General features: G+C 67.6%; 21 protein-coding genes and 1 pseudogene. 12 read left to right on the top strand and 10 right to left on the bottom strand.

Annotation, left to right across the window (positions count from 1 at the left end):
- Positions 1-5: 5 nt before the first annotated feature.
- The gene (locus tag BN976_RS18960; protein ID WP_011780188.1) at positions 6-782 is read left to right on the top strand and encodes an O-succinylbenzoate-CoA synthase; all 777 of its coding nucleotides are present in this window, start codon (positions 6-8) and stop codon (positions 780-782) included.
- A 58-nt stretch (positions 783-840) separates the two neighbouring features.
- Here BN976_RS18960 and aceA read toward each other — a convergent pair whose 3' ends face one another.
- The 5 genes from aceA to tenA form a co-directional block, all read right to left on the bottom strand.
- Positions 841-3141, bottom strand: coding sequence for an isocitrate lyase ICL2 (aceA, locus tag BN976_RS18965; RefSeq protein ID WP_011780187.1), 2301 nt, complete (start codon positions 3139-3141; stop codon positions 841-843).
- A 43-nt stretch (positions 3142-3184) separates the two neighbouring features.
- The gene (gene upp / locus BN976_RS18970) at positions 3185-3829 is read right to left on the bottom strand and encodes a uracil phosphoribosyltransferase (RefSeq protein WP_011780186.1); all 645 of its coding nucleotides are present in this window, start codon (positions 3827-3829) and stop codon (positions 3185-3187) included.
- Complete coding sequence (locus BN976_RS18975) at positions 3829-5082, bottom strand: URC4/urg3 family protein (RefSeq protein ID WP_011780185.1); 1254 nt, start codon at positions 5080-5082, stop codon at positions 3829-3831. The genes upp and BN976_RS18975 overlap by 1 nt, the downstream gene beginning before the upstream one ends.
- A complete protein-coding gene (locus BN976_RS18980; protein WP_011780184.1) occupies positions 5079-6350 on the bottom strand; it encodes a GTP cyclohydrolase II in 1272 nt (423 codons plus the stop codon). Before BN976_RS18980 ends, BN976_RS18975 begins: the two co-directional genes overlap by 4 nt.
- 79 nt (positions 6351-6429) lie before the next feature.
- Positions 6430-7128 carry a thiaminase II gene (tenA, locus tag BN976_RS18985; RefSeq protein ID WP_011780183.1) on the bottom strand — a complete coding sequence of 233 codons (699 nt, stop codon included), beginning with the start codon at positions 7126-7128 and terminating at the stop codon, positions 6430-6432.
- Positions 7129-7215: 87 nt separating this feature from the next.
- Here tenA and BN976_RS18990 point away from each other — a divergent pair, with 87 nt between their 5' ends.
- The 3 genes from BN976_RS18990 (at position 7216) to ripD (ending at position 9288) form a co-directional block, all read left to right on the top strand.
- Positions 7216-7902 carry a DUF899 domain-containing protein gene (locus BN976_RS18990; RefSeq protein ID WP_011780182.1) on the top strand — a complete coding sequence of 229 codons (687 nt, stop codon included), beginning with the start codon at positions 7216-7218 and terminating at the stop codon, positions 7900-7902.
- 65 nt (positions 7903-7967) lie between these two features.
- Positions 7968-8465 (top strand): thiol peroxidase, encoded by a 498-nt coding sequence (gene tpx, locus BN976_RS18995; protein WP_011780181.1) that lies wholly within the window; start codon positions 7968-7970, stop codon positions 8463-8465.
- A 196-nt stretch (positions 8466-8661) separates the two neighbouring features.
- Positions 8662-9288, top strand: a complete 627-nt coding sequence (gene ripD / locus BN976_RS19000) for an NlpC/P60 family peptidoglycan-binding protein RipD (RefSeq protein WP_011780180.1) — start codon at positions 8662-8664, stop codon at positions 9286-9288.
- A 36-nt stretch (positions 9289-9324) separates the two neighbouring features.
- Here ripD and BN976_RS19005 read toward each other — a convergent pair whose 3' ends face one another.
- Complete coding sequence (locus tag BN976_RS19005; protein WP_011780179.1) at positions 9325-10287, bottom strand: oxygenase MpaB family protein; 963 nt, start codon at positions 10285-10287, stop codon at positions 9325-9327.
- Between the two features lie 146 nt (positions 10288-10433).
- Between BN976_RS19005 and BN976_RS19010 the strand changes: the two genes are divergently transcribed.
- The 3 genes from BN976_RS19010 to BN976_RS19020 all read left to right on the top strand — a co-directional run bounded on the left by BN976_RS19010 (position 10434) and on the right by BN976_RS19020 (position 14468).
- Positions 10434-11000, top strand: coding sequence for a TetR/AcrR family transcriptional regulator (locus BN976_RS19010; RefSeq protein WP_036373243.1), 567 nt, complete (start codon positions 10434-10436; stop codon positions 10998-11000).
- A 353-nt stretch (positions 11001-11353) separates the two neighbouring features.
- Positions 11354-12559 carry a PE-PPE domain-containing protein gene (locus tag BN976_RS19015; protein WP_011780177.1) on the top strand — a complete coding sequence of 402 codons (1206 nt, stop codon included), beginning with the start codon at positions 11354-11356 and terminating at the stop codon, positions 12557-12559.
- 85 nt (positions 12560-12644) lie between these two features.
- Entirely contained in the window at positions 12645-14468 is a 1824-nt protein-coding gene (locus BN976_RS19020; protein WP_036373245.1) for a fatty acyl-AMP ligase, read from the top strand.
- Positions 14469-14472: 4 nt separating this feature from the next.
- Here BN976_RS19020 and BN976_RS19025 read toward each other — a convergent pair.
- Positions 14473-15182: pseudogene (locus BN976_RS19025) on the bottom strand (CPBP family intramembrane glutamic endopeptidase).
- Between the two features lie 21 nt (positions 15183-15203).
- Positions 15204-15815 (bottom strand): YdcF family protein, encoded by a 612-nt coding sequence (locus BN976_RS19030; RefSeq protein ID WP_049778222.1) that lies wholly within the window; start codon positions 15813-15815, stop codon positions 15204-15206.
- A gap of 121 nt (positions 15816-15936) precedes the next feature.
- On the opposite strand from BN976_RS19030, the gene BN976_RS19035 reads away from it, so the two are divergent.
- Positions 15937-16449, top strand: a complete 513-nt coding sequence (locus BN976_RS19035; protein ID WP_011780174.1) for a hypothetical protein — start codon at positions 15937-15939, stop codon at positions 16447-16449.
- A 314-nt stretch (positions 16450-16763) separates the two neighbouring features.
- Entirely contained in the window at positions 16764-18230 is a 1467-nt protein-coding gene (locus BN976_RS19040) for a hypothetical protein (protein WP_036372894.1), read from the top strand.
- A gap of 34 nt (positions 18231-18264) precedes the next feature.
- On the opposite strand, the gene BN976_RS19045 is transcribed toward BN976_RS19040, so the two are convergent.
- Together BN976_RS19045 and BN976_RS19050 are read right to left on the bottom strand one after the other, a co-directional pair.
- Positions 18265-19017: an alpha/beta hydrolase family protein gene (locus BN976_RS19045; protein WP_011780172.1), complete on the bottom strand. Its 753-nt coding sequence runs from the start codon at positions 19015-19017 to the stop codon at positions 18265-18267.
- A gap of 88 nt (positions 19018-19105) precedes the next feature.
- Complete coding sequence (locus tag BN976_RS19050; RefSeq protein WP_011780171.1) at positions 19106-20647, bottom strand: class I adenylate-forming enzyme family protein; 1542 nt, start codon at positions 20645-20647, stop codon at positions 19106-19108.
- Between the two features lie 64 nt (positions 20648-20711).
- Between BN976_RS19050 and BN976_RS19055 the strand changes: the two genes are divergently transcribed.
- The 3 genes from BN976_RS19055 (at position 20712) to BN976_RS19065 (ending at position 22092) form a co-directional block, all read left to right on the top strand.
- Positions 20712-21224: a DinB family protein gene (locus BN976_RS19055; RefSeq protein ID WP_011780170.1), complete on the top strand. Its 513-nt coding sequence runs from the start codon at positions 20712-20714 to the stop codon at positions 21222-21224.
- A 68-nt stretch (positions 21225-21292) separates the two neighbouring features.
- The gene (locus BN976_RS19060) at positions 21293-21661 is read left to right on the top strand and encodes a SpoIIAA family protein (protein WP_011780169.1); all 369 of its coding nucleotides are present in this window, start codon (positions 21293-21295) and stop codon (positions 21659-21661) included.
- A gap of 50 nt (positions 21662-21711) precedes the next feature.
- On the top strand, positions 21712-22092 hold the full coding sequence (locus BN976_RS19065) for a DUF4267 domain-containing protein (RefSeq protein WP_036372897.1): 381 nt from the start codon (positions 21712-21714) through the stop codon (positions 22090-22092).
- The last annotated feature ends 9 nt before the right edge of the window (positions 22093-22101 follow it).

Here is a 22101-nt window from a genome sequence, read left to right on the forward strand (position 1 = left end):
GGGCAGTGAGAACATTCATCGATTTCGACGACGCCCCGGTGTTCGCCGTCCCGACCGCCACAGGTGTTCGGGAGGGAGCGCTGCTCGACGGACCGCAGGGCTGGGGGGAGTTCAGCCCGCCCGCCGATGCCGACGACGAGCTCGCGGCGCGTTGGTTGACCGCAGCCATGGAGCCGAGCACGGTCGGCTGGCCCGATGCCGTGCGGGGCAGGGTGCCGGTCACCGACGGTGCGGCGCGTGCCGTGATCGAGGTCGACAACGTCGACGCGGCCGTCGCCCGGATCACCCGATCAGATGCCGTCGAGTTGGTGGAACTGGTGTGCCGCAGCGCTGCCGACGCCGGGGCCGTCCGGCAGCGCGTCGACGTGCCCGTCGCCGTCGATGCGGAGTTGTTGGCCCAGGATCCTCGGTGCGCCGACATCGCGATCCTGCGCTGCGGTCCGCTCGGGGGAGTGCGCCGCGCGCTGCGGCGCGCCGAGAGGCTGGGCCTGCCGGCACTGGTGAACTTCACCGGCGCGACGAGCATCGGCCTGGCCGCCGACGTCGCCCTGGCCGCGGCGCTGCCCGATCTGCCATTCGCGTGCGGCCCGGTTCCGGAGTGGCTGACCCACGCCGACGTCGTCTCGGACTCGCGGACCCTGGTGCCCGTCGACGGTTTCCTGCCCGCGGCGCCGATGCCTGCGGGACCCGACCCCGGCCGCCTCGCGCGCTTCACGGTCACCGACGCCGCGACGGTCGGCCGGTGGCGCGACCTGCTGCACCGAGCCGCGGCACTGATCTAGGGATGACTCGCCGATCGCTGAGATCCGTTGTGCCAGAGGGCTGTCAGCGGCGCAGAGCTCAGTCCTGCTTGTTGATCAGCCGGATCAGCGCCTTGCGGTCCGGCGCCAGCAGCTCGTCGATCCGCGCCTGGTTGACGTCGGCGACGATGATCTCGCCGACCTCCTGGTAGACGTCGCTGAAGATGCCGTGCGACTTCATCTTCTCGGTCTGATAGATGTTGTCCTCGGTCGGCGTCACGTAGTAGACGATCTCGGCCTTGAACCGGTGGATCAACCACAGGTGGATGAGGTCCATCAACCGCTTCTGCCGCATCTGCTCGGCGAAGGTGTTCTGGTCGCGGACGGTCAGGATGCTGCGGCCGTGCCGGTCTTTGATCGGGTCGACGACGACGTTGGCCAGCGGCTCCTCGCTGTCACCGAGGATCTGCAGGTCGAGCACGTCGGAGCCGGCGCGCCGTGGCCGCAACTGCACATGCAGCCGTTCCGGCAGCTGGTAGTGCTCGCTCCACAGCCCGAGCCATTCCTCCAGCAGCTTCTTCGGCACCTCGGTCTGGACAAGATGCTGGTGCTGGGTCGAACCCTTGCCCATCGACTTCGTCGTCGCGGTCCGGCCGGACGATGCGGCCAGCGCTGCGTCGCTGCGGGGGCCGCCGACCAGGGTCTGCGGTGTGCGGTAGGGAGATTCCACGAGCCGCATCTTGCGTTGCAGCCGGGCCAGCGCCAGCATGCCCTCCTGGCGCAGCGACGTGGCGAACTCCTCGGACGCCACACCGTCGACCTGGTGCCCGCCATAGGTGATGAAGTTGAAGACGAATCCCATCTTGCCGATCTCTTCGGGGAACGTCCGCATCTCCTCGTCGGACATCCCGGTGGTGTCCCAGTTGAACGACGGCGACAGGTTGTAGGCGAGCATCTTGTCGGGGTAGACGGCGTGGATCGCGTCGGCGAACTGCTTGGCGTCCGCGAGATCGGCCGTCTTGGTCTCCATCCAGAGGATGTCGGCGAACGGTGCAGCCGCCAGCGACTTCGCGATCGCGTACGGAATGCCGCCGCGGACCTGGTAGTAGCCCTCCGGCGTCTTGACCCGCTCGCAGTCCCAGGCCACGTCGGCACCGAGTTCCTTGGCCTTCTCCCTGGCCGTGTACAGCGGCGCCCGTTCGGCGAACATCCGCCAGTCGGCGACGCTCATCGACGACGGCTCGCCTTCGCGCTCCCGGAATTCCAGCAGCTCGGCGACGGCCTCGCCGTAGGTGTTCAGACCGGCGTCGTCCTGCCACGCGTCGACGAACCGCGATTCCACTCTGTCGAATGCCGCGTCGACCGAGGATTCCGTGCCGGCCTGCCATGCCGACGCTGTCTCGTCGATCAGGTTCAGCACCCCTTGACGGTCCAGCCAGGCGGTCGCGGTGGCGTACTCACCCTCGGGCAGCGCGTACAGCAGATGCCCGTTGAGCTCGGTCATCCCCTTCTCGTAGAACCGGCGCACCATCGCCAGGAAACACGACTTGTACGACGGGATCTTGAGGTTCGTCGCCCCGAGTAGGAACGGCTGGTCGCGCTCGTCGGCGCGACTGTCGATCAGGTTCGCCGCCTCCGCGTCGGTGCGGGCGACGATGATGCCGGGCACCCGCATGATGTCGAGCTGGAAGCGCGCGGTGTTCAGGCGCTTGATCTGTTCGTCCGAGGGCACCAGCACCTTGCCACCCTGGTGGCCGCACTTCTTCGTCCCCGGACGCTGGTCTTCGATGTGATAACCGGGAACACCGGCCTCGACGAAGCGCCGGATCAGGTTGCGCACGTGCGGATCCCCGCCGTGGCCGGTGTCGGCGTCGGCGATGATGAACGGCCGGTAGTCGTATTCGGGCGCTGCCGCACGTTGTTCAGGGTCCATCTGCAGCCGCAGGTAGTGCTGGTTGCGGTCGGCGGTCAGCAGCGCCCGCACGATGCTCGCGGCTTCTTCGGGTACCTGGCTCAGCGGGTAGCTGGCCAGGTCGGGTCCGGGATCCTCGGAGATGGAGCCTTTCGCCGACGTCGCCCACCCGCCCAGGTAGACGCCCTCGATGCCCATCCGCTTCATCACCACGGCCTGGCCGGGGGAGTACGGGCCGAACGTCGTGATGCTCTTGCCTTTGGCGAACAGCTCGCGCAGGTGCGGGTAGAACGCGGTGGCCGCCTCGCGCGCGGTCGGATAGTCGGCGGGGATGGTGCCGCGCTGTTCGGCGACCTGCCGCGCCGTGTAGAGACGGGTGATCCCGTCGAAGCGGGGGCTGTCGAAGTAGCGCTGCGTCTCGGCGACATCCCGCTCGAACGGCTCGCCGGTTGCATGGGGCTGGAAGGCGTCAGCTTCGATGATGGCCATGCTTCACCCTACGGCGCGCGGTGGGCGGGTGGGACCGAGTCGATCATTTGGTGCCGAAGATCCGATCTGCGACATCGCCCAGGCCCGGCAGGATATAGCCGTGCTCGTCGAGCTCGCGGTCGACGGCCGCGGTGTAGATCGGTACGTCCGGATGCGCCTCGGCCATTGCGGCGATGCCCTCCGGGCAGGTCAGCAGGCAGACGAACTTGATCGATTTGGGGTGGTACTCCCGCAGCCGGTCGACGGCCGCGATCGCGGAGTTCCCGGTCGCCAGCAGGGGGTCGAGCACGACGACGTCACGTTCGTGCAGGTCGCCGGGCATCTTGAAGTAATACTCCACGGCAACAAGCGTTTTCGGGTCCCGGTACAGACCGATGTGACCCACCCGGGCCGACGGCACCACCTCGAGCAGACCTTCGAGGATGCCTGTGCCCGCCCGCAGGATCGATACGAACACCAGCTTCTTGCCGTCGACCACCTTGCCGGTGGTGGTCTCCATCGGGGTCTGCACCTCGACCTCCTGCAGGGCGGTGTCGCGCAGCACCTCGTACGCCATCAGTGCCGACACTTCGTGCGCGAGCCGCCGGAAACTGTTGGTGGAAGCCTCTTTCCGGCGCATCAGCGTGATTTTGTGCTGCACCAGCGGATGGTCGACGAGGTGCACCCCGCCCGTCGCCGTGGTCGTCATCAGAACACCGTCCCGTCACTGGTCACCGACAGTGGCGGCAGGCCGCCCCGCAGCCGCTGTGCCGACCCGCGGCCGGCCGCCCAGGTGCCACCCTCCAGCACACACGCCAGCGGCATCTGCTCCGCGTCCACCCCGAGACGGTCCCGCACCAGCGGCGCCAGCTCGTCGAGCAGCGCCACCGTCAGCGCCCGCCACTCGACCACAAGCTCGTCGCCCGGCCCCCAGGTCCGGGTGGCGGCCTCGGGGTCCCGCAATCTCAGTACACCGTGATCGAGAAGCAGACCACCGTTGCGGTACTCGGGAAGTCCGGTGAGCGCACCGACACCGGTCACCTCGACACCGGCCCAGTCGAAGGGCTCGAGCAACGAGTAGGTCAGCCACTGGGACAGTTTGTGCAGCGGCAGCCAGCCCGCGGTCAGACCCGGTCCGGTCACGGCGTCGTGCCGCCAGCAGTCACCGACTGAATCCTCACCGATGACGTTGCGGGACGGCCAGATCCGGGACAGCGACGCCAGCAGCTGGACCAGGATGTCGTGTGCGTGCACCGTTCCGTCGGCGGCCAACCGGTCGAAAAGGAACCCGGGACGACCGCGCTCACCGAACACCTCCGGTTGGGCGGCCAGCGCGTCGCCGAGACTTCGCATGAGCGCGACACGGCCGTCCAGACCGACCAGCGGGTTCCCCGGGCTGACCTGCAGCGCCGCGCCAAGCCGCTCCTTGTCGAGGGTGCTGAGCGCGTCGGCGTCGACCCGCAGCGGCCGCGCGGCGTCACCGGAGAACATCCCGGAGACGAACGCGTGCCAACTGGCGACCGCCAGCCCCTCCGACCGGGCGAACGTTCTCCGTGAATCGCCGTGCGTCTCGACATAGCGCCAGTCCGCGCCCGCCCCGGCGTCCAGCAGCACACTCACCACGGTCAGGTCGATCATGGCCCGCGCGCGTTCATCGCCTCCGGCATCACCGAGCAGACTGTCGAGCTCGGCGCGCCGGTCCACGCCGCCCGCCTCGAAGTGACGCCACCTGCTGTGCCACGGAATCCGCATGTCCGGGAACCGCTCCCTGGTGACGGTCGCGACGTCGTCGGCGGCGCCGTCCATCGCGTCGTGGTCGACGACGAACCAGCGGGACTCGCCGGAGCGCGCCCGCGCAAGCAACTGCGCCGAGCGTCTGCGCACGGCGTCGGTGGTTCGCAGCAGCGCGACGGCATCGGCGGGGCGGGTGGCGTCGAGTTCGGCGTGCGCCGGGACCGTCATCCGTGCAGCCCTCTGCCCTTGGGCTTCTTGAGCTCGTCGGCGCCGGGTACCTGCCCCGGGGTGTAGTAGCCGGCCGCCATCTTCGCGTCGATCTCGACCTGGGCGTCGGCGGGGATCAAGTCGTCGGGGATCGACACCCGCTCACCGATCTCGATGCCGGAACCGGTGATCGCGTCGTATTTCATGTTGCTCATCGACACGAACCGGTGGATCTTGCGGATACCCAGCCAGTGCAGCACGTCGGGCATGAGCTCCTGAAAACGCATGTCCTGCACGCCCGCCACGCACTCGGTGCGGGCGAAGTACTGGTCGGCGGTGTCCCCGCCCGCCTGCCGCTTGCGGGCGTTGTACACGAGGAACTTCGTCACCTCGCCGAGCGCACGACCCTCCTTGCGGAAGTAGGCCACCAAGCCGACGCCGCCGCGCTGGGCGCCCTGGATGCACTCCTCGATCGCATGGGTCAGGTACGGCCGGCAGGTGCAGATGTCCGAGCCGAACACGTCGGAGCCGTTGCACTCGTCGTGCACACGGGCGGTCAGCTCGACGCCGGGATCGGCCAGCGCACGGGGGTCGCCGAACACGTAGATCGTCTGCCCACCGATCGGAGGCAGGAACACGTCGAGGTCCGACCGCGTCACCAACTCCGGGTACATGCCGCCGGTCTCCTCGAAAAGCGCTCGGCGCAAATCGGTTTCGCTGCAACCGAACCGCCGGGCGACCCCGGGCAGATACCAGACCGGCTCGATCGCGGCCTTCGTGACCTGCGCTGCCCCGTTGCCGAGCAGCACCCGACCGTCGGGAATCAGCCGGGCTTTCCCGATGGCGTCGTGCACCTCGGGCAGGATCACCTGCGCCTTGGTCACCGCGATGGTCGGGCGGATGTCAACGCCGTCGGCGATCTCGCGGGCGAAGACGTCGGCGACCATCGCGCCCCACGGGTCGAGGCTGACAATCGTTTCCGGGTCGGCCCACTGCGGGTGGGGGCCGATGATGTCGGTCGGCGCGGTGTTGGTCAGATCCGCGCGGTGCTCACGGGAGAGCTTCCCGGCGGCGACGGCCAACGCCCGATACACGCCGTAGGCGCCGCTGTGGGTGCCGATGACGTTGCGGTGCGCCCGCTTCGTGGTGGTGCCGACGAGCGGGCCACGTTCGGCGGCGGTCGGTGCGCCCCAGCGCAGCGCCGGAGCGTCGCTGCCAGCGCTGTGCGAGGTCAGCCTGATGTGACCGCCGGGGGGCTTGGCGGGTGGCGGCACGGCGTCGGTGGACATCGGCCTCCTCGCGGAACTGCGCGCTCAACAGGAAAGCCGCCAGCATAGTCAGTGCGCGCCCGCCGCGCCGGTCTCGCGATCAGACCGGCCAGCGCTCCCGCCGGTGTGCGGAGTCGAAGAACATCCACTCGTACCGGGACGTGGTCACGAAATGCGCACGGGCGGCCGCCTCGTCGGCCGCGGTGAGCAGCGGCCCGGTTCGGTCGGCCAGCGTGAGCACCTCGGTGACGGTGGCGGCGAACTCGTCACCGCCGTAGCTGTCGATCCACCGTTGGTAGCGCGGATCCGTCGAGCCGCGCTGAAGCAACTCCGCCCCGACCTCGGCATAGATCCAGTAGCAGGGCAGCACCGCGGCCATCCCGTCGGCGAAAGCCCCGTCGTACACCGTGGCAAGCAGATAGCTGGTGTAGGCCTGAGTCGTGGGGGACACCGGCGCCGCGTCGACGCTGTCGGCGGACAGCCCGAGCGCGGGCAGCAGCTCGGCGTGCAGCGCGAGTTCGACGTCGAAGACCTCGGCGGCGTGCCTGGCGAACATCGCGGTGTCGGAGAGGGTGGGGGCCTTGCCGCCCACGATGGCGAGCGCCCGGGCGTAGGTGCGCAGGTAGTGCACGTCCTGGGCGACATAGCCGGCGAAGGCGTCGGGGTCCAGGCTGCCGTCGGTGAGCCCGGTGACGAACGGGTGGGCGATGATCGCGTCGAAGATCGGTGCGATTTCGGTCCACAGGCTCGTCGTCCAGGAGTCAGGATTGTTGGGACCGATGCGCGGGGCCACGGTCATACCGGTTTCCTTTCAGCGATGAGTTTCCGGCAGCCGCCCGGTCGATACGGATGTCCACACCGACCGATCTGCCGGAGGCCGACTGTAATGACCGAAACATCCGCCCTGCCGCCCGTGGTCGACTCCCGGACGTGGCGCGAGGCACTCGACGAGCTCCGCAAGCGTGAGAAGGCCGCCACCCGTGAGCTCGACGCGATCGCCGCGCAGCGCAGGCGTCTGCCGATGGTGCAGATGCCGGACTACACGTTGATCGGCGCCGACGGCCCGATCCGTCTCGCCGACATCTTCGCCGGCCGCTCCCAACTCATCGTCTACAACCACATGTGGTCCGACGGCGCCGAGTGGCAGTGCGGCGGGTGCACCGGCTACACGTCCCAGTTCACCAGGCTGGATTTCCTCGACAACTACGATGCACGGTTCGTCATCGTCACGTCCGGCCCGATCGAGGAGGCGTTGGCCTATCGGACGAAGGTGGGCAACACGATGGAGTGGTACTCGTCGGCTCAGAGTCCGTTCGCCGCCGACGTCGACGCCGCGCCGAACACCGGGTTCGCGGTCAACGTGTTCCTGCGTGACGGTGACACCGTCTACCGGACCTGGCACACCAACGGTCGGGGGACCGAGCAGCTCAGCTACACGTTCCCGTTGATCGATGTGCTGCCCTGGGGCCGGCAGGAGGAGTGGCAGGACTCGCCCGAAGGCTGGCCGCAGCGACCGACCTACTCGGGTTGGCTCGATTCCCCTGACATCGCCCGCGTCTACGGTCCCCGTTGACCCGCGAGCCAGGGTGCGGCTAACCCCGCCGCGACGGGCCGGGCCACGCTTGGCAGACTGTGCCCATGGCACAGATAACTTTGCGTGGAAACCCGATCAACACCGTTGGCGAACTGCCCTCCGTCGGATCTGCCGCACCCGGCTTCACACTCACCGGAACGGATCTCGGCACGGTCGGTGACGACCAGTTCCGCGGCAAACCGCTGCTGCTCAACATCTTCCCGTCGATCGACACCCCGGTGTGCGCCGCCAGCGTTCGCAGGTTCAACGAGAGCGCCGCATCCGCAGGGGTGTCGGTGCTGTGCGTGTCGAAGGATCTGCCGTTCGCGCAGAAGCGCTTCTGCGGCGCCGAGGGCATCGAGAACGTGACGACGGCATCGGCGTTCCGCGACGGCTTCGGCGACGACTTCGGCGTCACGATCACCGACGGACCGATGGCCGGACTGCTGGCGCGCGCTGTCGTGGTGGTCGGCGCTGACGGAAATGTCGCCTACACCGAGCTGGTGCCCGAGATCGGCCAGGAGCCGGATTACGACGCGGCCCTGGCGGCGCTGCGCTCCTGAGGCGCGAAACACCATAAGGGGCGACGCGCCGCGGTAGGTCACCGTTCGGTTCCGGTACCGCATCTCCTTGATTGACCGTCCTGCGACAACGTCAAAACACCACTTCGGGTGGTGTAGAAGTGGTCATAGTGACTGTTGTTAATCAATGGGTCCGGCACCGCTGAGGCGCCGGCGGCTGGAAAGCGGTGAAAGTGCAATGCGACGCCTCCTCGTCTTCGTGATCGGTCTCGCCCTGCTGCTGGCGACGCCGGGCTTGGCGACGGCTCAGCCCGCTCGGTCGGCCACCAACCAGAAAGCAGTCGAGGCCGTGATCGCGCGGGCCCTGTCGCAGCGCGGCGTCCCGTTCGCCTACGGCGGCGGCGGTGCGTCCGGACCGAGCAAGGGCACCGTCGCGGTGCCCGAAGCAGAGCCGGCGCTGCCGGACCAGGCCGAGGTCGACGCCCAGTCGCTGGACCTGGCACCCGGACTCAACGTGCCGAGCGTCACCCCGAACGTGGCCGCGCCCATTCCGGCGCCCACGCCGGCGCCGGCGCCGCGTATCGAGGTGGTCGGTTTCGACGCTTCAGGACTGATGGTCTACGCGTACGCCGGCGTCGGCGTGAAACTGCCGAGGTCGTCCGGCGAGATGTACAAGGTGGGCCAGAAAGTCCTTCCGGCCCAGGCACTGCCGGGCGACCTGATCTTCTACGGGCCCGAGGGAACGCAGAGCGTCGCACTGTTCATCGGCAACGGCCAGATGGTGGAGACCACCGACGCCGGCGTCGCCGTGTCGTCGGTGCGTACCAAGGACATGACGCCGTACCTGGTCCGCATCATCGCCTGACCGTTCCGGCTCAGGGTCTGATGTTCCGCCTCCGCCTCAGGGCGCAACCGATCCCGGCACCCGGTAGGCGAACGACTTCTTCTGCCGCTCCTTCATCTTCTCCAGGCACTCGTGGTGCTTGCGGGCGTGATACGCCAGCGGGAAGTAGGTCAGCCGGTCCGGGAGCACGCGGTAGGCGGTCCTGATCAGTGCATAGATGCGGACCAGTTGCCGCTGTTCCTCTGGACTCCACGTGACGCCCAGTTTGGCCCGCAAGCGGGGATCGAGCAGACCGACGATCGACAGGTAGTTCAGCCGCAGGCCGCGCCGCGCTGTGGCCCGCGCCAACGGGTGCAGCGCCCTGGGCAGTGCAGCTGGCAGCGTGACGTCGCCCGTCCGCATCTCGTCCACGAGCTTCAGTGCCTGTGGTGTGCCTTCGAGTTTGTCGATCATCTCCTCGAAGTAGCGGTCCATCTCCTCGCGCGTCTCCGGGTAGCCCCCCATCGGAACGTGGAGCAGCCGTGCGAGCCTGCGGTTGTCGCGCAGCAGTTCATCCTTTTCGACGTCGGTGAACTCCCGGCCGATCAGCAATGTTCCGGCCTGCGCCGTGACGATGTAACCGGTAGCGATGACCCATTGGTAGGCCTCGGGATTCAGCGCGCTGATCTGCTTACCTGTGGTATCGCTCTTCATCGTCAGCGGCTGGTGCATCGCACGGACGCGGTTCCCCTCTGCGACGGCCTCGGTCAGACCGTAGGTCCACCGCAGCACCGAGTCGATCGAGCGGATGGCCCGCCCGCCCTGATCGCCATGGAACGCCGCCGAGTAACGGCCGGTGATCTCGGCGATCACCGGATGCATCGCCTGCATCATGAACGCGGCACCGTCGAGGATCAGGAATGTCCACCGCCCGGTGTGCTCGGCGGTGAGCGAGTCCAGCGGCACCAGATCGGGCACCCCCGGATTCGCGAAGTCGGCGGAGAACTCAGTGTCCGGTTCAGAATTCCTGATGGCGGTCATGACTGCGGCAAACCTCCTGTAGCTGGGTTTGCCGCACGCTAATATGACCGAAAGGTCGCATTCAAGTCGCGTCAGGAGCCCTGATGAGCTCAAGTAAGCACATTTCAGAGCGCCGCAAGCTGCCGCAGCAGCAGAGGTCCCGCGAGATGGTCGCAAAAATAGTGGCATCCACGGCGAGCTTGCTGCTCAAGACCGACCCCGATCAGTTGACCACCAACCTAATTGCCGACAAGGCCGGCGTCAGCAAGGGTTCGATCTATCAGTACTTCGCCGACAAGGACGCGATCATCAACGCCGCGATCGAACAGCTGGCCGCCCAGCAGGCGCCGGTGATCGAGGAGATGCTCAGGTCGGTCACCCTCGTCCAGCCGGAGGCGGCGATGCAGTCCTCGATCGACATCCTCATCGACGTCACGATCGCCAATCGGCGCTTGATCCGCTACCTCGCCGAGCGACCTGACTACACAAGGACCTTCGAGAACATCTCGGGCCTCAACGCAACGCTGCTCGCGATGGCAACGCTGCATATGGGCCACTACCGCGACCAGTACCGCCACGAGCTGAGTCCGCGCGCGTTGGCATGGCTGTTTTTCAACATGGCGGTGTCCACCACCTTGCGCTACATCGAATCCGACGATCCGATCAGCCTGGAAGAGCTGCGCAGCGGCCTCAAGTTCGCCTCCGCGGGACTGTTGAGCGGCAGCAAGACCTAACAGCGCAGCGAAAACAATTGCGGTGCAACTGTTTCCGATGCACGGCGCGCGGTTCAGGCGACCCCGTCAGCACATGCGGATAGCAAACACATTTCCGAGAGGTTAAGTGTGCCGCACCTCACCGTGAACTTGTTCGCTATCCACAGGTGTGCGATCGCCGCTACACTCCCGCAGGACGCCGGCGACACGTCCTGTCCTGCCGATCCGGGTTGAGGTCGACTCAATCACGAATACCGCCCTCGGGGACGAGTTTTCTCTAAATATTGCGGGATTGACGGCCGTCGATTAATCTCGTCTCGCCGAACCAAGTCACCGTCCAGGGCTCCTGGACCACCCCCCGCAAAGGACCAAACGTGCGCGGACTCCTCGCCGCGGCCGGTGCCGCATCGGTTGCTGCACTGGGCGTCACCTGCCCCTCGCCGTACACCTTGGCAGCAAATGTCTTGACGGTGACCGGCTACACCGCGGGCGGGGCCCTCGAGTGGGACATGAGTGAGGTCTTCCAGGGCAGCTACTGCGATGCCGACTCCGGGAACACCTGCACCCCGGTCAAATACCTGTCAGGCGTGCCGCTGGTGGGGGAGTACGACGGACTGCGGGCGCTGCGGTCGGCCATCACATCGTCGACGGGCGAGACGGTGGTGCTGGCGTACTCCCAGGGCGCGCTGATCGCAGCGGACTGGATCGAGCAGAACGCGGGCACCTCAGGCAGCCCCAGTCCGGAGAATCTGTCGTTCGTGTTCCTCGGCAACTCGCTGCGCAAGTACGGTGGTGTGCGGCCGGCCTATGAGATCGATCCGCCCACACCGGAGAGCGACTACCACGTCACCGACATCGCCATCGAGTACGACGGCGCCGCGGACTTCCCGGACAATCCGTTCAACCTTCTCGCACTCGCGAACGCGTTCGCCGGATTCCAGTACGTGCACATCTACGGCTACGACGACGTGGATCTCGAAAACGACGAGAAACTGGTGTGGAACGACGGTAACACCACCTATGTTCTGATCCGGCGGGAGAACATCCCGCTGCTGGAGCCGTTGCGTCTGATGGGTCTCCACGAGCTGGCCGACCAACTCAACGGCCCGCTCAAGGAGATCATCGACTCCGCCTACAACCGCGACTATCCGGGGCTGGTCGATTCCACCCCGCAGCGCGCTGCCACACAGGACCTTTCCGCGCTGCAGGTCGACGAGGATGACGAGGTCGAGGAGGTCGGCGAAGTCACCGACGCCGCAGCCGACGATATCGACGCCGCGGCCGACAAGGCCTCCGACGACATCTCCGACATCGACGACGAAAGCGCCTCTTCCGCAGTCGATTCCGAGGAAGATGCCGGTGACGGCGCTGACACTGAGAGCGGTGACACCGACGGCGGCGATCTGCTCGACGACAGTTCCGAAGAGGACAGCGCAGACGACTCCACCGGCGGGTCCGCGCCCGACTCCGACGACTCGGCCTCAGAGCCGACATCGGGCGCCGGCGACGATTCCTCCGCGCCGTCCGCGTCGGAAGCGGATTCAGACTCCGGCTCCGACGCGGAGGGCTCGGCCGAGTAGCTCGGCACGCCCGTAGGGCAGATCACATGTCTTGCTGCGCAAGGTGATTGCCCGGTATCGCCGCGGCAGTGCCTACACTGCAGTCATGCATCGCGATACGGGTCGGGACGTCGTCGTCCCTGAAGGCCTGCTCCGGATCGAGGATTGCCTCGATGCCACAGGTGGCATCGCGTTGCCCCCCGGCGTGACGTTGATCTCGCTGATCGAACGCAACATCGCCAACGTGGGCGACACCGTCGCCTACCGCTATCTGGACTTCTCGGGGCCGACCGGAGGCCACGCCGTCGAGATGACGTGGAACGCGCTCGGTGTGCGGATGCGGGCGATCGGTGCGCACGTGCAACGGCACGCGGCCCGTGGGGACCGGGTGGCGGTCCTGGCACCGCAGGGTCTGGAGTACGTCGCCGGATTCTTCGCCGCGGTCAAGGCGGGAATGATCGCGGTGCCACTGTTCGCCCCCGAACTGCCCGGTCACGCCGAGCGCCTCGACGTCGCGTTGCGCGACGCGCGACCGGCCGCGGTGCTGACGACATCGGCTGCTCGCCAAGCGGTCGACGACTTCCTGGCGGCGATGAGTACCGCCGACCGCCCCGCGGTCATCGTCATCGACGACATCCCCGACACCGCCGCGCACGACTTCGATCCTGTGAACATCGACGTCGACGACGTCTCCCACCTGCAGTACACGGGCGGAGCGACGCGCGCGCCGGTCGGGGTGGAGATCACGCACCGCGCCGTGGGAACCAACCTGTTACAGATGATCTTGTCGATCGACCTCCTCGACCGGAACACTCACGGCGTCAGCTGGCTACCGCTCTATCACGACATGGGGTTGTCCATGATCGGGTTCCCCGCGGTGTACGGGGGGCATTCCACGCTGATGTCGCCGACGGCGTTCGTCCGCCGACCGTCGCGCTGGATCGAGGCGTTGTCGGCGGGTTCGCGCACCGGCCGCGTGGTGACCGCCGCGCCTAACTTCGCCTACGAGTGGACCGCTGCGCGGGGCGTTCCCGCCGACGGGTCCGGCATCGACCTGCGCAACGTGGTGATGATCATCGGCTCCGAGCCGGTCAGTATCGACGCCATCAGGTCCTTCAACGCCGCCTTCGCGCCATTCAACCTGCCGCGCACCGCCTTCAAGCCGTCCTACGGTCTGGCCGAGGCCACCCTGTTCGTCTCGACCATCGCGCCCGATGCCGAGGCCGGCGTTGTCCATCTCGATCGGCAGGGGCTCACCGACGGTCGCGCCACACCGGTTCCGGCCGATCATCCGCAGGCGGTCGCTCACGTGTCCTGCGGCCACGTCGCCCGCAGTCAGTGGTGCGTGATCGTCGACGAGAACGGCGACGAGCTGCCGGACGGCGGTGTCGGCGAGATCTGGCTGCAGGGCGACAACATCGGCCGCGGCTACTGGGGGCGGCCCGAGGAGACCGAAACCACTTTCCACGGTCGACTGGGCCGCACGTCGACCTCGGGCAGCCACGCCGCGGGCGCCGAGGCCGACCGAACCTGGCTGCGCACAGGTGATCTCGGGTTCTACCTGGACGGTGAGCTGTATGTCACCGGCCGCATCGCCGACCAGGTCTGCGTCGACGGGCGCTGTCACTATCCGCAGGACATCGAGGCCACCGTGGCCGACGCGTCAACGATCGTCCGGCGCGGGTACGTCGCGGCCTTCACCGTCGACGGTGACGCACGGGTGGTCGTCGTGGCCGAACGCGCGGCGGGAACCGCACGGGTGGACCGCGCTGCGGCGATCGAGGCGATCAAAGCCGCGGTGATGCGGCACCACACGATTGCCGTCGCCGACGTCCGGGTGGTCCCCGCAGGCGCCATTCCGCGCACCACCAGCGGCAAGCTGGCCCGGCGCGCATGCCGCGCCGACTACCTGCGAGGGACGTTCGGCTGATCCGTCAGGCGGCGGGGAGTGCTCCGGCGACGGTGTACATCAGTACCAGACCCGGCAGCAGGTTGGTCACCTGGTGGGCGACGATGCTCGCGGTGAGGTTCGCTGCATAGAGGCGCGCCAGCCCGATCGGGATCGCCACCACCAACAACAGCGGTACCCGGCTCCACTCGAGGTGGGCGATCGAGAACACCACGGTGGTGACCCCGAATGCGACCCACCGTCCCCACCGCTGTTCCACGGCGCCCCAGAGCAACCCGCGATAGACGATCTCCTCACAGATCGGCGCGATCACCGCGATGAGGACGAACACCGCGACGGCCCACCCCCAACTGGCACGCAGCCCGCTGAACACCTCACCGGCCGCGGAGTTCGCGTCCTCACCGATGATCTGGACCCACAACAGTGCAGCCGGAATCGTGACGAACAGGCCCAGGATGCCGAACAACAAGCCGATTCCGGCACTGCGCCAGGACCATTGCAGCCGTAGATCGAGCCGCGGACCGTTTCCCGCCAACAGGTGACGAGGATCGCCAGGCCGGCTGCCACCGCGCTCGGCACGCCGACGACCAGCACGATGGTCGAGATCTGCGGCTGTCCCGAACCCGCGATCGCCATAGCCAGCAGTAGCGAGGTCAGCAGGTAGGCCGACTCGACGAGCAGGAAGGCGCCCAGTCCCCAGCGGTGGCGAGGCACAGTCTGCTGTTCGACGACCACAGACGAACGCTAGTTCACGACTCAGCTGATGGCGATGAAGGGACTGATCACATCGCGCACGAACTGGGCGACGTTGATGGACGGGTTACCGTCGGGGAAGCTCACCGTGGCCAGCACGTTGCCGCCCGCGTCGGCGAAGTTGCCGTCCGCGCGATCCTGGTGGGACGACGAGGTCACCAGGATGATCCCCGTGGTGCCCGCCTGTTTGGCCAGCGGCACCGAGAACGCGGCGTTCTGCACCGTGCTGTTGGCCCTGTCCTCGACGATGATCCGCTCGTCGGGGATGCCGTAAAGCCGCAGCATGTTGCGCATCTGCCTGGCCTCGGTCTTGCCGTTGCGAGGGTTCCCACCGGTCACGATGATCGGGGACTGCGGAAACATGTGCCCGACCGCCATCCCCGCGAGCACCCGGGTGTGCAGGATCAGACGCATCGTGCCGTCGGGTTTGAGCCCGTAACCGAGAATGACGATCGCCGGCTTCGAGAAGTCCTTGACCACAAGCGGTGGCGCGGCCGTGGCGGTCCCCGCGGCAGGCCCGACGGCCAGCGGCGTGACCGCCAACGCCAGCGCGACGAGCAGCGCGCTGAACCGGGCCGCCAGTCCGCGGCGCATCACTGCAGAACCGTGAGTCATCATCGGGTTCATCGCCGCGACGCCCGAAGTCATTACGGTCCGGTCTCGAACCGCGAACGATGCGTGATCATCGGGCCCCGGTGTTCGCATGTTCGGCCCTGACGTGGTGTCGTGGAACGTGATGTCCTCGCACCGTTTGTCGCCTCCCCGCGCGGCTCTCGCCGCGGCCGCCGCGTTCGTCTCGGTCCCCGTGATGCTCGTCGCGGCGCCGAGCGCGTCGCCGGCGCCGCCGTACGACGATCAGGGCTACATCGACTCGACGGCCCGCTGCACTGCGCCGGACATCATGGTGTTGTTCGGGAGCACCGCAAGCTCGCGGGTGGCGATCTGTCAGGACGCCGACGGCGACTACGAATATCGCGGTGTGCGGGTCCGCGACGGGGCCAGGCTCATCACGCCGGCGACGCGATCCTCCGACGGCGCGTTCACCGCCACCACCGACGGGGTCGACTACATGGTGACCTCGAGCGCCTTGGTGGTCAGTGTGGGGGAGAAGGTGATCCGCGACGAGCCGATGGTGGACTTCCACCGGGCAGGCGGGTCGGGTAGCTCAACCCCGGCGCCGTCGTCCACTCCGAAGCCCACCCCGCTGCCGCCACCACTGCCCGCCGAGGTGGGTGGCGACGGAGGCTGATCCGTCCGTCCCGGGGTAAGAGGCCGGCCTTGGTCGACCGCCTCGCGCCACCGTTCACCCACACGCAGTAGGCCTGCCGCGCCCTAGGGGCGCCTCGATCCGAATTCCGACTGTCCGCACGGCGAATGCGCACGGAATTCGTCGCGAATGTCGATTTCATTCGCTGTATATCGTCACCCGCCATTTACTGACGCCCCCGTCAGCAAATTAGGAAATTGTGGGAATGTGCCCCATCTGAGTAGACATTGGGTCACATTCTGGATACGTTTCCTGCCGGGTCGGGGTCACGCACAGCAACATGGAGGGGGCGCGTCATGCCCACAGTCGCACGTACCTACGTCACCGCCGGAGTAGCACTGGTCGGAGCCGGTCTCATCTCCGCGGCACCGATCACGACCCCGCACCCGCTGCAACGCACAGCAAGCTTCGAAGTGGGCTTGGTGGCGGCCACCCAGAGCTGCCTGCCCGGCGACGCGAGTGCATTGTGCGGTACCCCGTCGGGGGTGCCGACGGCCACGCCGTTCACCACCACCGCGGACAGCACCAACGTCTTCAACATTCCGGCGAACTTGTTTATCGCGCTGGCGAATACCCCGTACAACTTCTTCACCGCCCTCGGCACGGGGAACGTCGCGCTGGGTTCCGAACCCGATGGCGGTCCCAGCTTCCAACCCGGGTATGAAGGCGTCACACTGACCCAGCCCGACGGCAACGTCGTCGGCCTCGGCGCAAACTTGCACTACGGCGGCAGCTGGTGGGTTTACAGCCCGACGAACATCCTCGGCACCGACGCCGCTGACGTCACCCGGTACCAGGCACTGGTCAATGTGCTGGTACCGTTCCCGGCTCTGTCGGTGCCGCTGGGAAACATGCTGGCCGCTGTCGCCGCCTCCCAGTTGCCGATGGACGAGGGTTGTACCGGGACCGGATCCGGCGCCTGCGAGAATCCTTCCGGGATCCTCAGCAAAATGTTTGATGTGCGTCACATCGCCGCACTGTTTTCGCCCGACGGATATACCTTCCCGGAATCGCGGGAAGGCATCACGTGCAGCGAGGACGGGCAGTGCTACGTCAAGGATCCCGACGGGCGGGAAGTTCCGTGGTCCGGACAGAACGTGAAGCTGGATCCCACCTCACCGTTCGCCAGCTTCTACGACAGCTTGACGGCCACACCTGACTTCTCGTCGATCAAGCCGGTGACGCTGGAACTGGTGCTGGCCAGCCTCGGCAGCCTCGCCCAGGGCCTGAACACCGCCTACAACCCGTTCGTGCTCGGCACGCAGTGCAACATCTGCGCACCGTTCGTCCCCAACCCCGACAACGAGCCGATACCCGGACCCGTCTTCGAGGACCCCGACACCGCCGAGACACTGACCACGTCGGTCGTCTCAGCGCAGACCGAGACCGCCGACGTCACCGAGACGACCGAAACGCCCGACACCGCAGCCGCACCCGTGACCCCCGAGACCGCAGCGGCACCCGTGACCACCGAGACCCCTGACGCCGCAGAGGCAGCCGAAGCACTCAGCGCTCCGGTCACCGCCGAAGAGGTCGAGGAGGTCGAGGAGGCTCCCGCCGGCCCGAAGCACCGCAAGCCGAGCGCCACCAGCGAGACGTTGAAGAACGTCCGGGATTCGATCAACTCGACGTTCTCCAAGCTCACCGACGGCCTCAAGAAGCCCAGCTCGACGACCGACGGAACGAAGGCCGAGTCGACTGCCTCCGAAGCGGATTCGAGCAATAGCGATTCGGGCTCTGATTCGGGCGGCTCCGAGGACTGAGCTGCGCGCGAGGCGCTCTCGTCGACCAGCCTGCTCACAGGTAGGGGTCGGCCCACGCACTGATGATGCGGGCCGCCCGTGCCGCCTGGTTCTTGCCGGTGAGCAGGTGGTCGGCGCCCTCGAGCGAGACGAAGCTACGAGGGTGCCGCGCACAGCGAAAGATGTCACTTGCGTTGGCGATACCCACGGTGTTGTCGGTCGGCGAGTGCATGACGAGCAGTGCGCGGCGCAGCGTCTTGATCCTTTCGCGCAGATCGGCGGCGCGGACGTCTTCGATGAAGTGGCGCCTCAGCGTGAGGGCCTTGCCGCCGATCAGGAACGGCGCCTCTCCGTCGGCCTCGATCCGGCTCACCAAAGCGTCGTAGATGCGCTCGACGTGGGCAGGCTGGAACGGGGCACCGATGCTGGCCAGCGCGGCGACCGAGGAGCACCCGTGCGCGGCGGCGATCACCGCGGCTCCGCCGAAGGAATGGCCCACGAGCAACCGCACCTCGTGACCGTTGTCCGTCATGAACTCGACGGCGCGGATGGTGTCCGCGACCTTGTGGGAGAACGACCCGTCGCCCCAATCGCCTTCGGAATCGCCGAGTCCCAGGTTGTCGAACCGAAGCATGCCGATGCCCTCACCGGCCAGCTGCTTGCAGATCCTGCTCGCGGCCGGGCTGTCCTTGCCGAGGGTGAAGCCGTGGGCGAAGACCCCCCACCCGCGGGTCGGGCCTTCCGGCATGTCGATCAGCCCGGCGAGCCTGGGGCCGCTGCTGCTGGGGAAGGTGACGCGTTCTGCCACCCGCCTATCCTGTCATCGTCGGGCAGCGGCCGGGCGCAGGCGGACCGCACCGAGTCACCCCGGTCCGGCTAACTTCCCCGGCCGCTCGTCAATCAGCTTTCGCCGCCCCAGAACTGACGATCAACGCCCGCACGGCCCTGCGGTCGAGCTTGCCGCTGGGCAGCGTGGGTATCTGTTCACTCGACGCGATGACCCACCGCGTCGGCACCTTGTAGGACGACAACGCCTCGCGGGTACGGCGTGCTACCGAATCCACGTCGACCTCGTTCCCCACCGGCACCAGCACGGCGCAGACCTCCTCACCTCTGTCGGCGTGCTCGACGCCGACAACCACGCACTGCGCGATGTCGTCGAACGTCTCGATCACCGCCTCGACCTCCAGCGGTGAGACGTTCGCACCGGACGTCTTGATCATTTCGCCGGTGCGGCCCACGAAGAACAGGCGGGGGTCGTCCGCCCTGCGGTACACCCGGTCACCGGTGTGATACCAGCCGTCGGCGTCGAAGGTGTCACTGCGTTCGCGCTTGTTGTACCCCGCCATCACCCCGACGCCGCGGACAAGCAGCTCGCCGACCACCCCCGCGGCGACCGGCATCCCTGCGTCGTCGACGATCTTCATCTCGGTGTGGGCGAACCCGCCCGCGGTCTCAGACATGGTGCGGTGCACCGGAAACCCGTCGGGCACATCGGTCATCGCGATGTCGAGCGGTCCGTCGCGCAGCATCGGTGCCGAGGACAGATCCCGGTCGGCGAAGCTGGGGTGCTCGCGCATCCGCTGGGTGAAGGCGGGCCAGCCCACGATCCCGGTGGCCTTCTCGTTCTCCGCGAGATCCAGTGCGGTTTCCGCGTCGAGCTTGGGCATCACCAGCAGCGTGACGGGTTCGTGCAGTGCGCCGGTCGCGGCGAGGACCCCGCCGATCCAGAAGAACGGCATCGCGCACAGGATCACCGGGTCGGCGTCAGAACCGGTGATCGCCCGTACCGCGGCCGGCCAGGTCGAGGTTTGACGGACGACGGTGCCGTGGGTGTGCATGACCCCCTTGGGGTCCGCGGTGGATCCCGACGTGTGCACCATGATCGCGAGGTCGGCGGGAGACACCTCGGCTTCGGCGGCCGCCTGGACGCGCGAGGGCACCGAGTCGGCGTCGTCGATGGTGGTCGCCCACGGGGCGGCCACTGGTCCGGTGAGTGCGATGCGCCGCAGGAACGGCGCCTCGGTCAGCGCCAACCGCGGCCCATCGTGGCCGCTCAACTCCGGCAGCGCCTCCTCGAACCGCGAGACGACGTCGATGTCGAGGATCCGGGTGGGCCCGATCAACAGTGCGACGTCGGCCAGTCGGATCACCTTGGCGATCTCAGCGGGCCGGTACATCGTGCTCAGCGGAACCGCGACGGCCCCGACACGCGACACCGCCAGCCACCACGTCACCCACTCCGCCCCGTTCGGGAAGAACAGTCCGACCCTGGTGCCTTTGCCGACGCCTTGCCCCAACAGCCAGCGAGCCAGCTCGGCCGACCGGCGCTCGGCTGCGGCATAGGTGAGCCGCTCGGTCGGCGTCACCAGGTAGATGCGCTCTCCACGAGCGCGCACAGCGGCCGACAGCAGGGCAGGGATGGTCAAGGAGTCCACAGGAGGATCTTCCCCAACGCCTGCGCGCCGGTGCTGTCGGGCTCCGGTGGCAGGATCGGCAGCCGTGACCGGGACCGAACGCACGACGCCACCGATGAACAGCGACGAACGCGCGACGCTGGAGGGGTGGCTGGATTTTCAACGCCACACCCTGCTGCTCAAGTGCGCGGGGCTCGACGATGTGAAGCTGCGTACCGCCTCGGTGCCGCCGTCACCGCTGACGCTGCAGGGCCTCGTCCAGCACATGGCCGAGGTGGAACGAAACTGGTTTCGCCGCATTCTGGGCGGGGAGCCGGCGCCACCGATCTACGACCCGACGGCCGACACCGACGGACACGACGGGGGTTTCGAGTTGGCCGAAGGGAGCGGCTTCGACGACGCGGTGGCCACCTGGCTGGCAGAGGTCGCCGTGGCCCGGGACAACTGCGCGGCCGGCGAACTGGAGGACACGAGGCCGTTCATGGGAACCGAGGTGTCGCTGCGCTGGATCTTCATCCACATGATCGGGGAGTACGCCCGGCACAACGGGCACGCCGACCTTCTTCGTGAGCGCATCGACGGCGCGGTCGGCGTCTGAGTGGGACCCAGGGCGGAACTCTGAGTGAGACACTGAGGCGGTCGGCGTCATCACGCACGGAGGTTCTGATGATCGAGGTTCTCGAGGACATGCCCGCCGGGGTGACCGGCTTCCGCGTCTCCGGACACGTGAGCGGTGAGGAGCTACGCGACTTCGGCTCCACGATGGAGACGATGCTCGCCGGTGACGAGATCAGGCTCGTGGAAGTGGTGTCCGACGACTATCAGGGGTTCGGGCCGGGGGGTCTGGTCGAAGACCTGAAGATGGGCCTGGGCACGCTGGTGCGCCACCACTCGGGCTTCCGCCGGGTCGCCGTCGTCGCGGACAAGGACTGGATCAGGCATGCCATGCACGCCCTCGGTTGGATGGTTCCCGGTGAGCTGAAACTGTTCGGCATTGCCGAACTCGACGAGGCGAAAGCCTGGGCTGCAGGCTGAGGTCGGCGAAATCGCCACTGGCCCTGTCGAAGTCCGCGTAGGGTGCCGGCATGGCCGCAGACCGCGCAGCCCTGGTAGCCGGCGGAATCCGGCTGGCCTCGGGCATCTCCTTCCTCGTCGACCCGCTTCGGGCCAACAGGCTGTGGGGCGATCCCGATGAACCGCCGCCCACCGCGAGGCTGCTCCTTCGCTCGATGGGTTACCGCGACGCGCTGATCGGTGGGATGTTGCTCGCCGCCGCGCTGCGCGGGCAGGACACCCGGGGCTGGTTCCTGGCCTCCGGCGGCGCCGACGCGTCCGACCTGCTCGGCGGTCTCAGCGTGCACGATCAGATGCGCAGGTCGCAGAAACTCATCGGGCTCGGCGGTGCGGTGGTCGGGATCGGCGTCGGATTGTGGGGCGCGACCAGGCGGCCACGCACGACCACCTGAGAGCGGCCG

Origin of the sequence: Mycolicibacterium austroafricanum (genome assembly GCF_000612725.1) — a bacterium.
Taxonomy (GTDB): Bacteria; Actinomycetota; Actinomycetes; order Mycobacteriales; family Mycobacteriaceae; genus Mycobacterium; species Mycobacterium austroafricanum.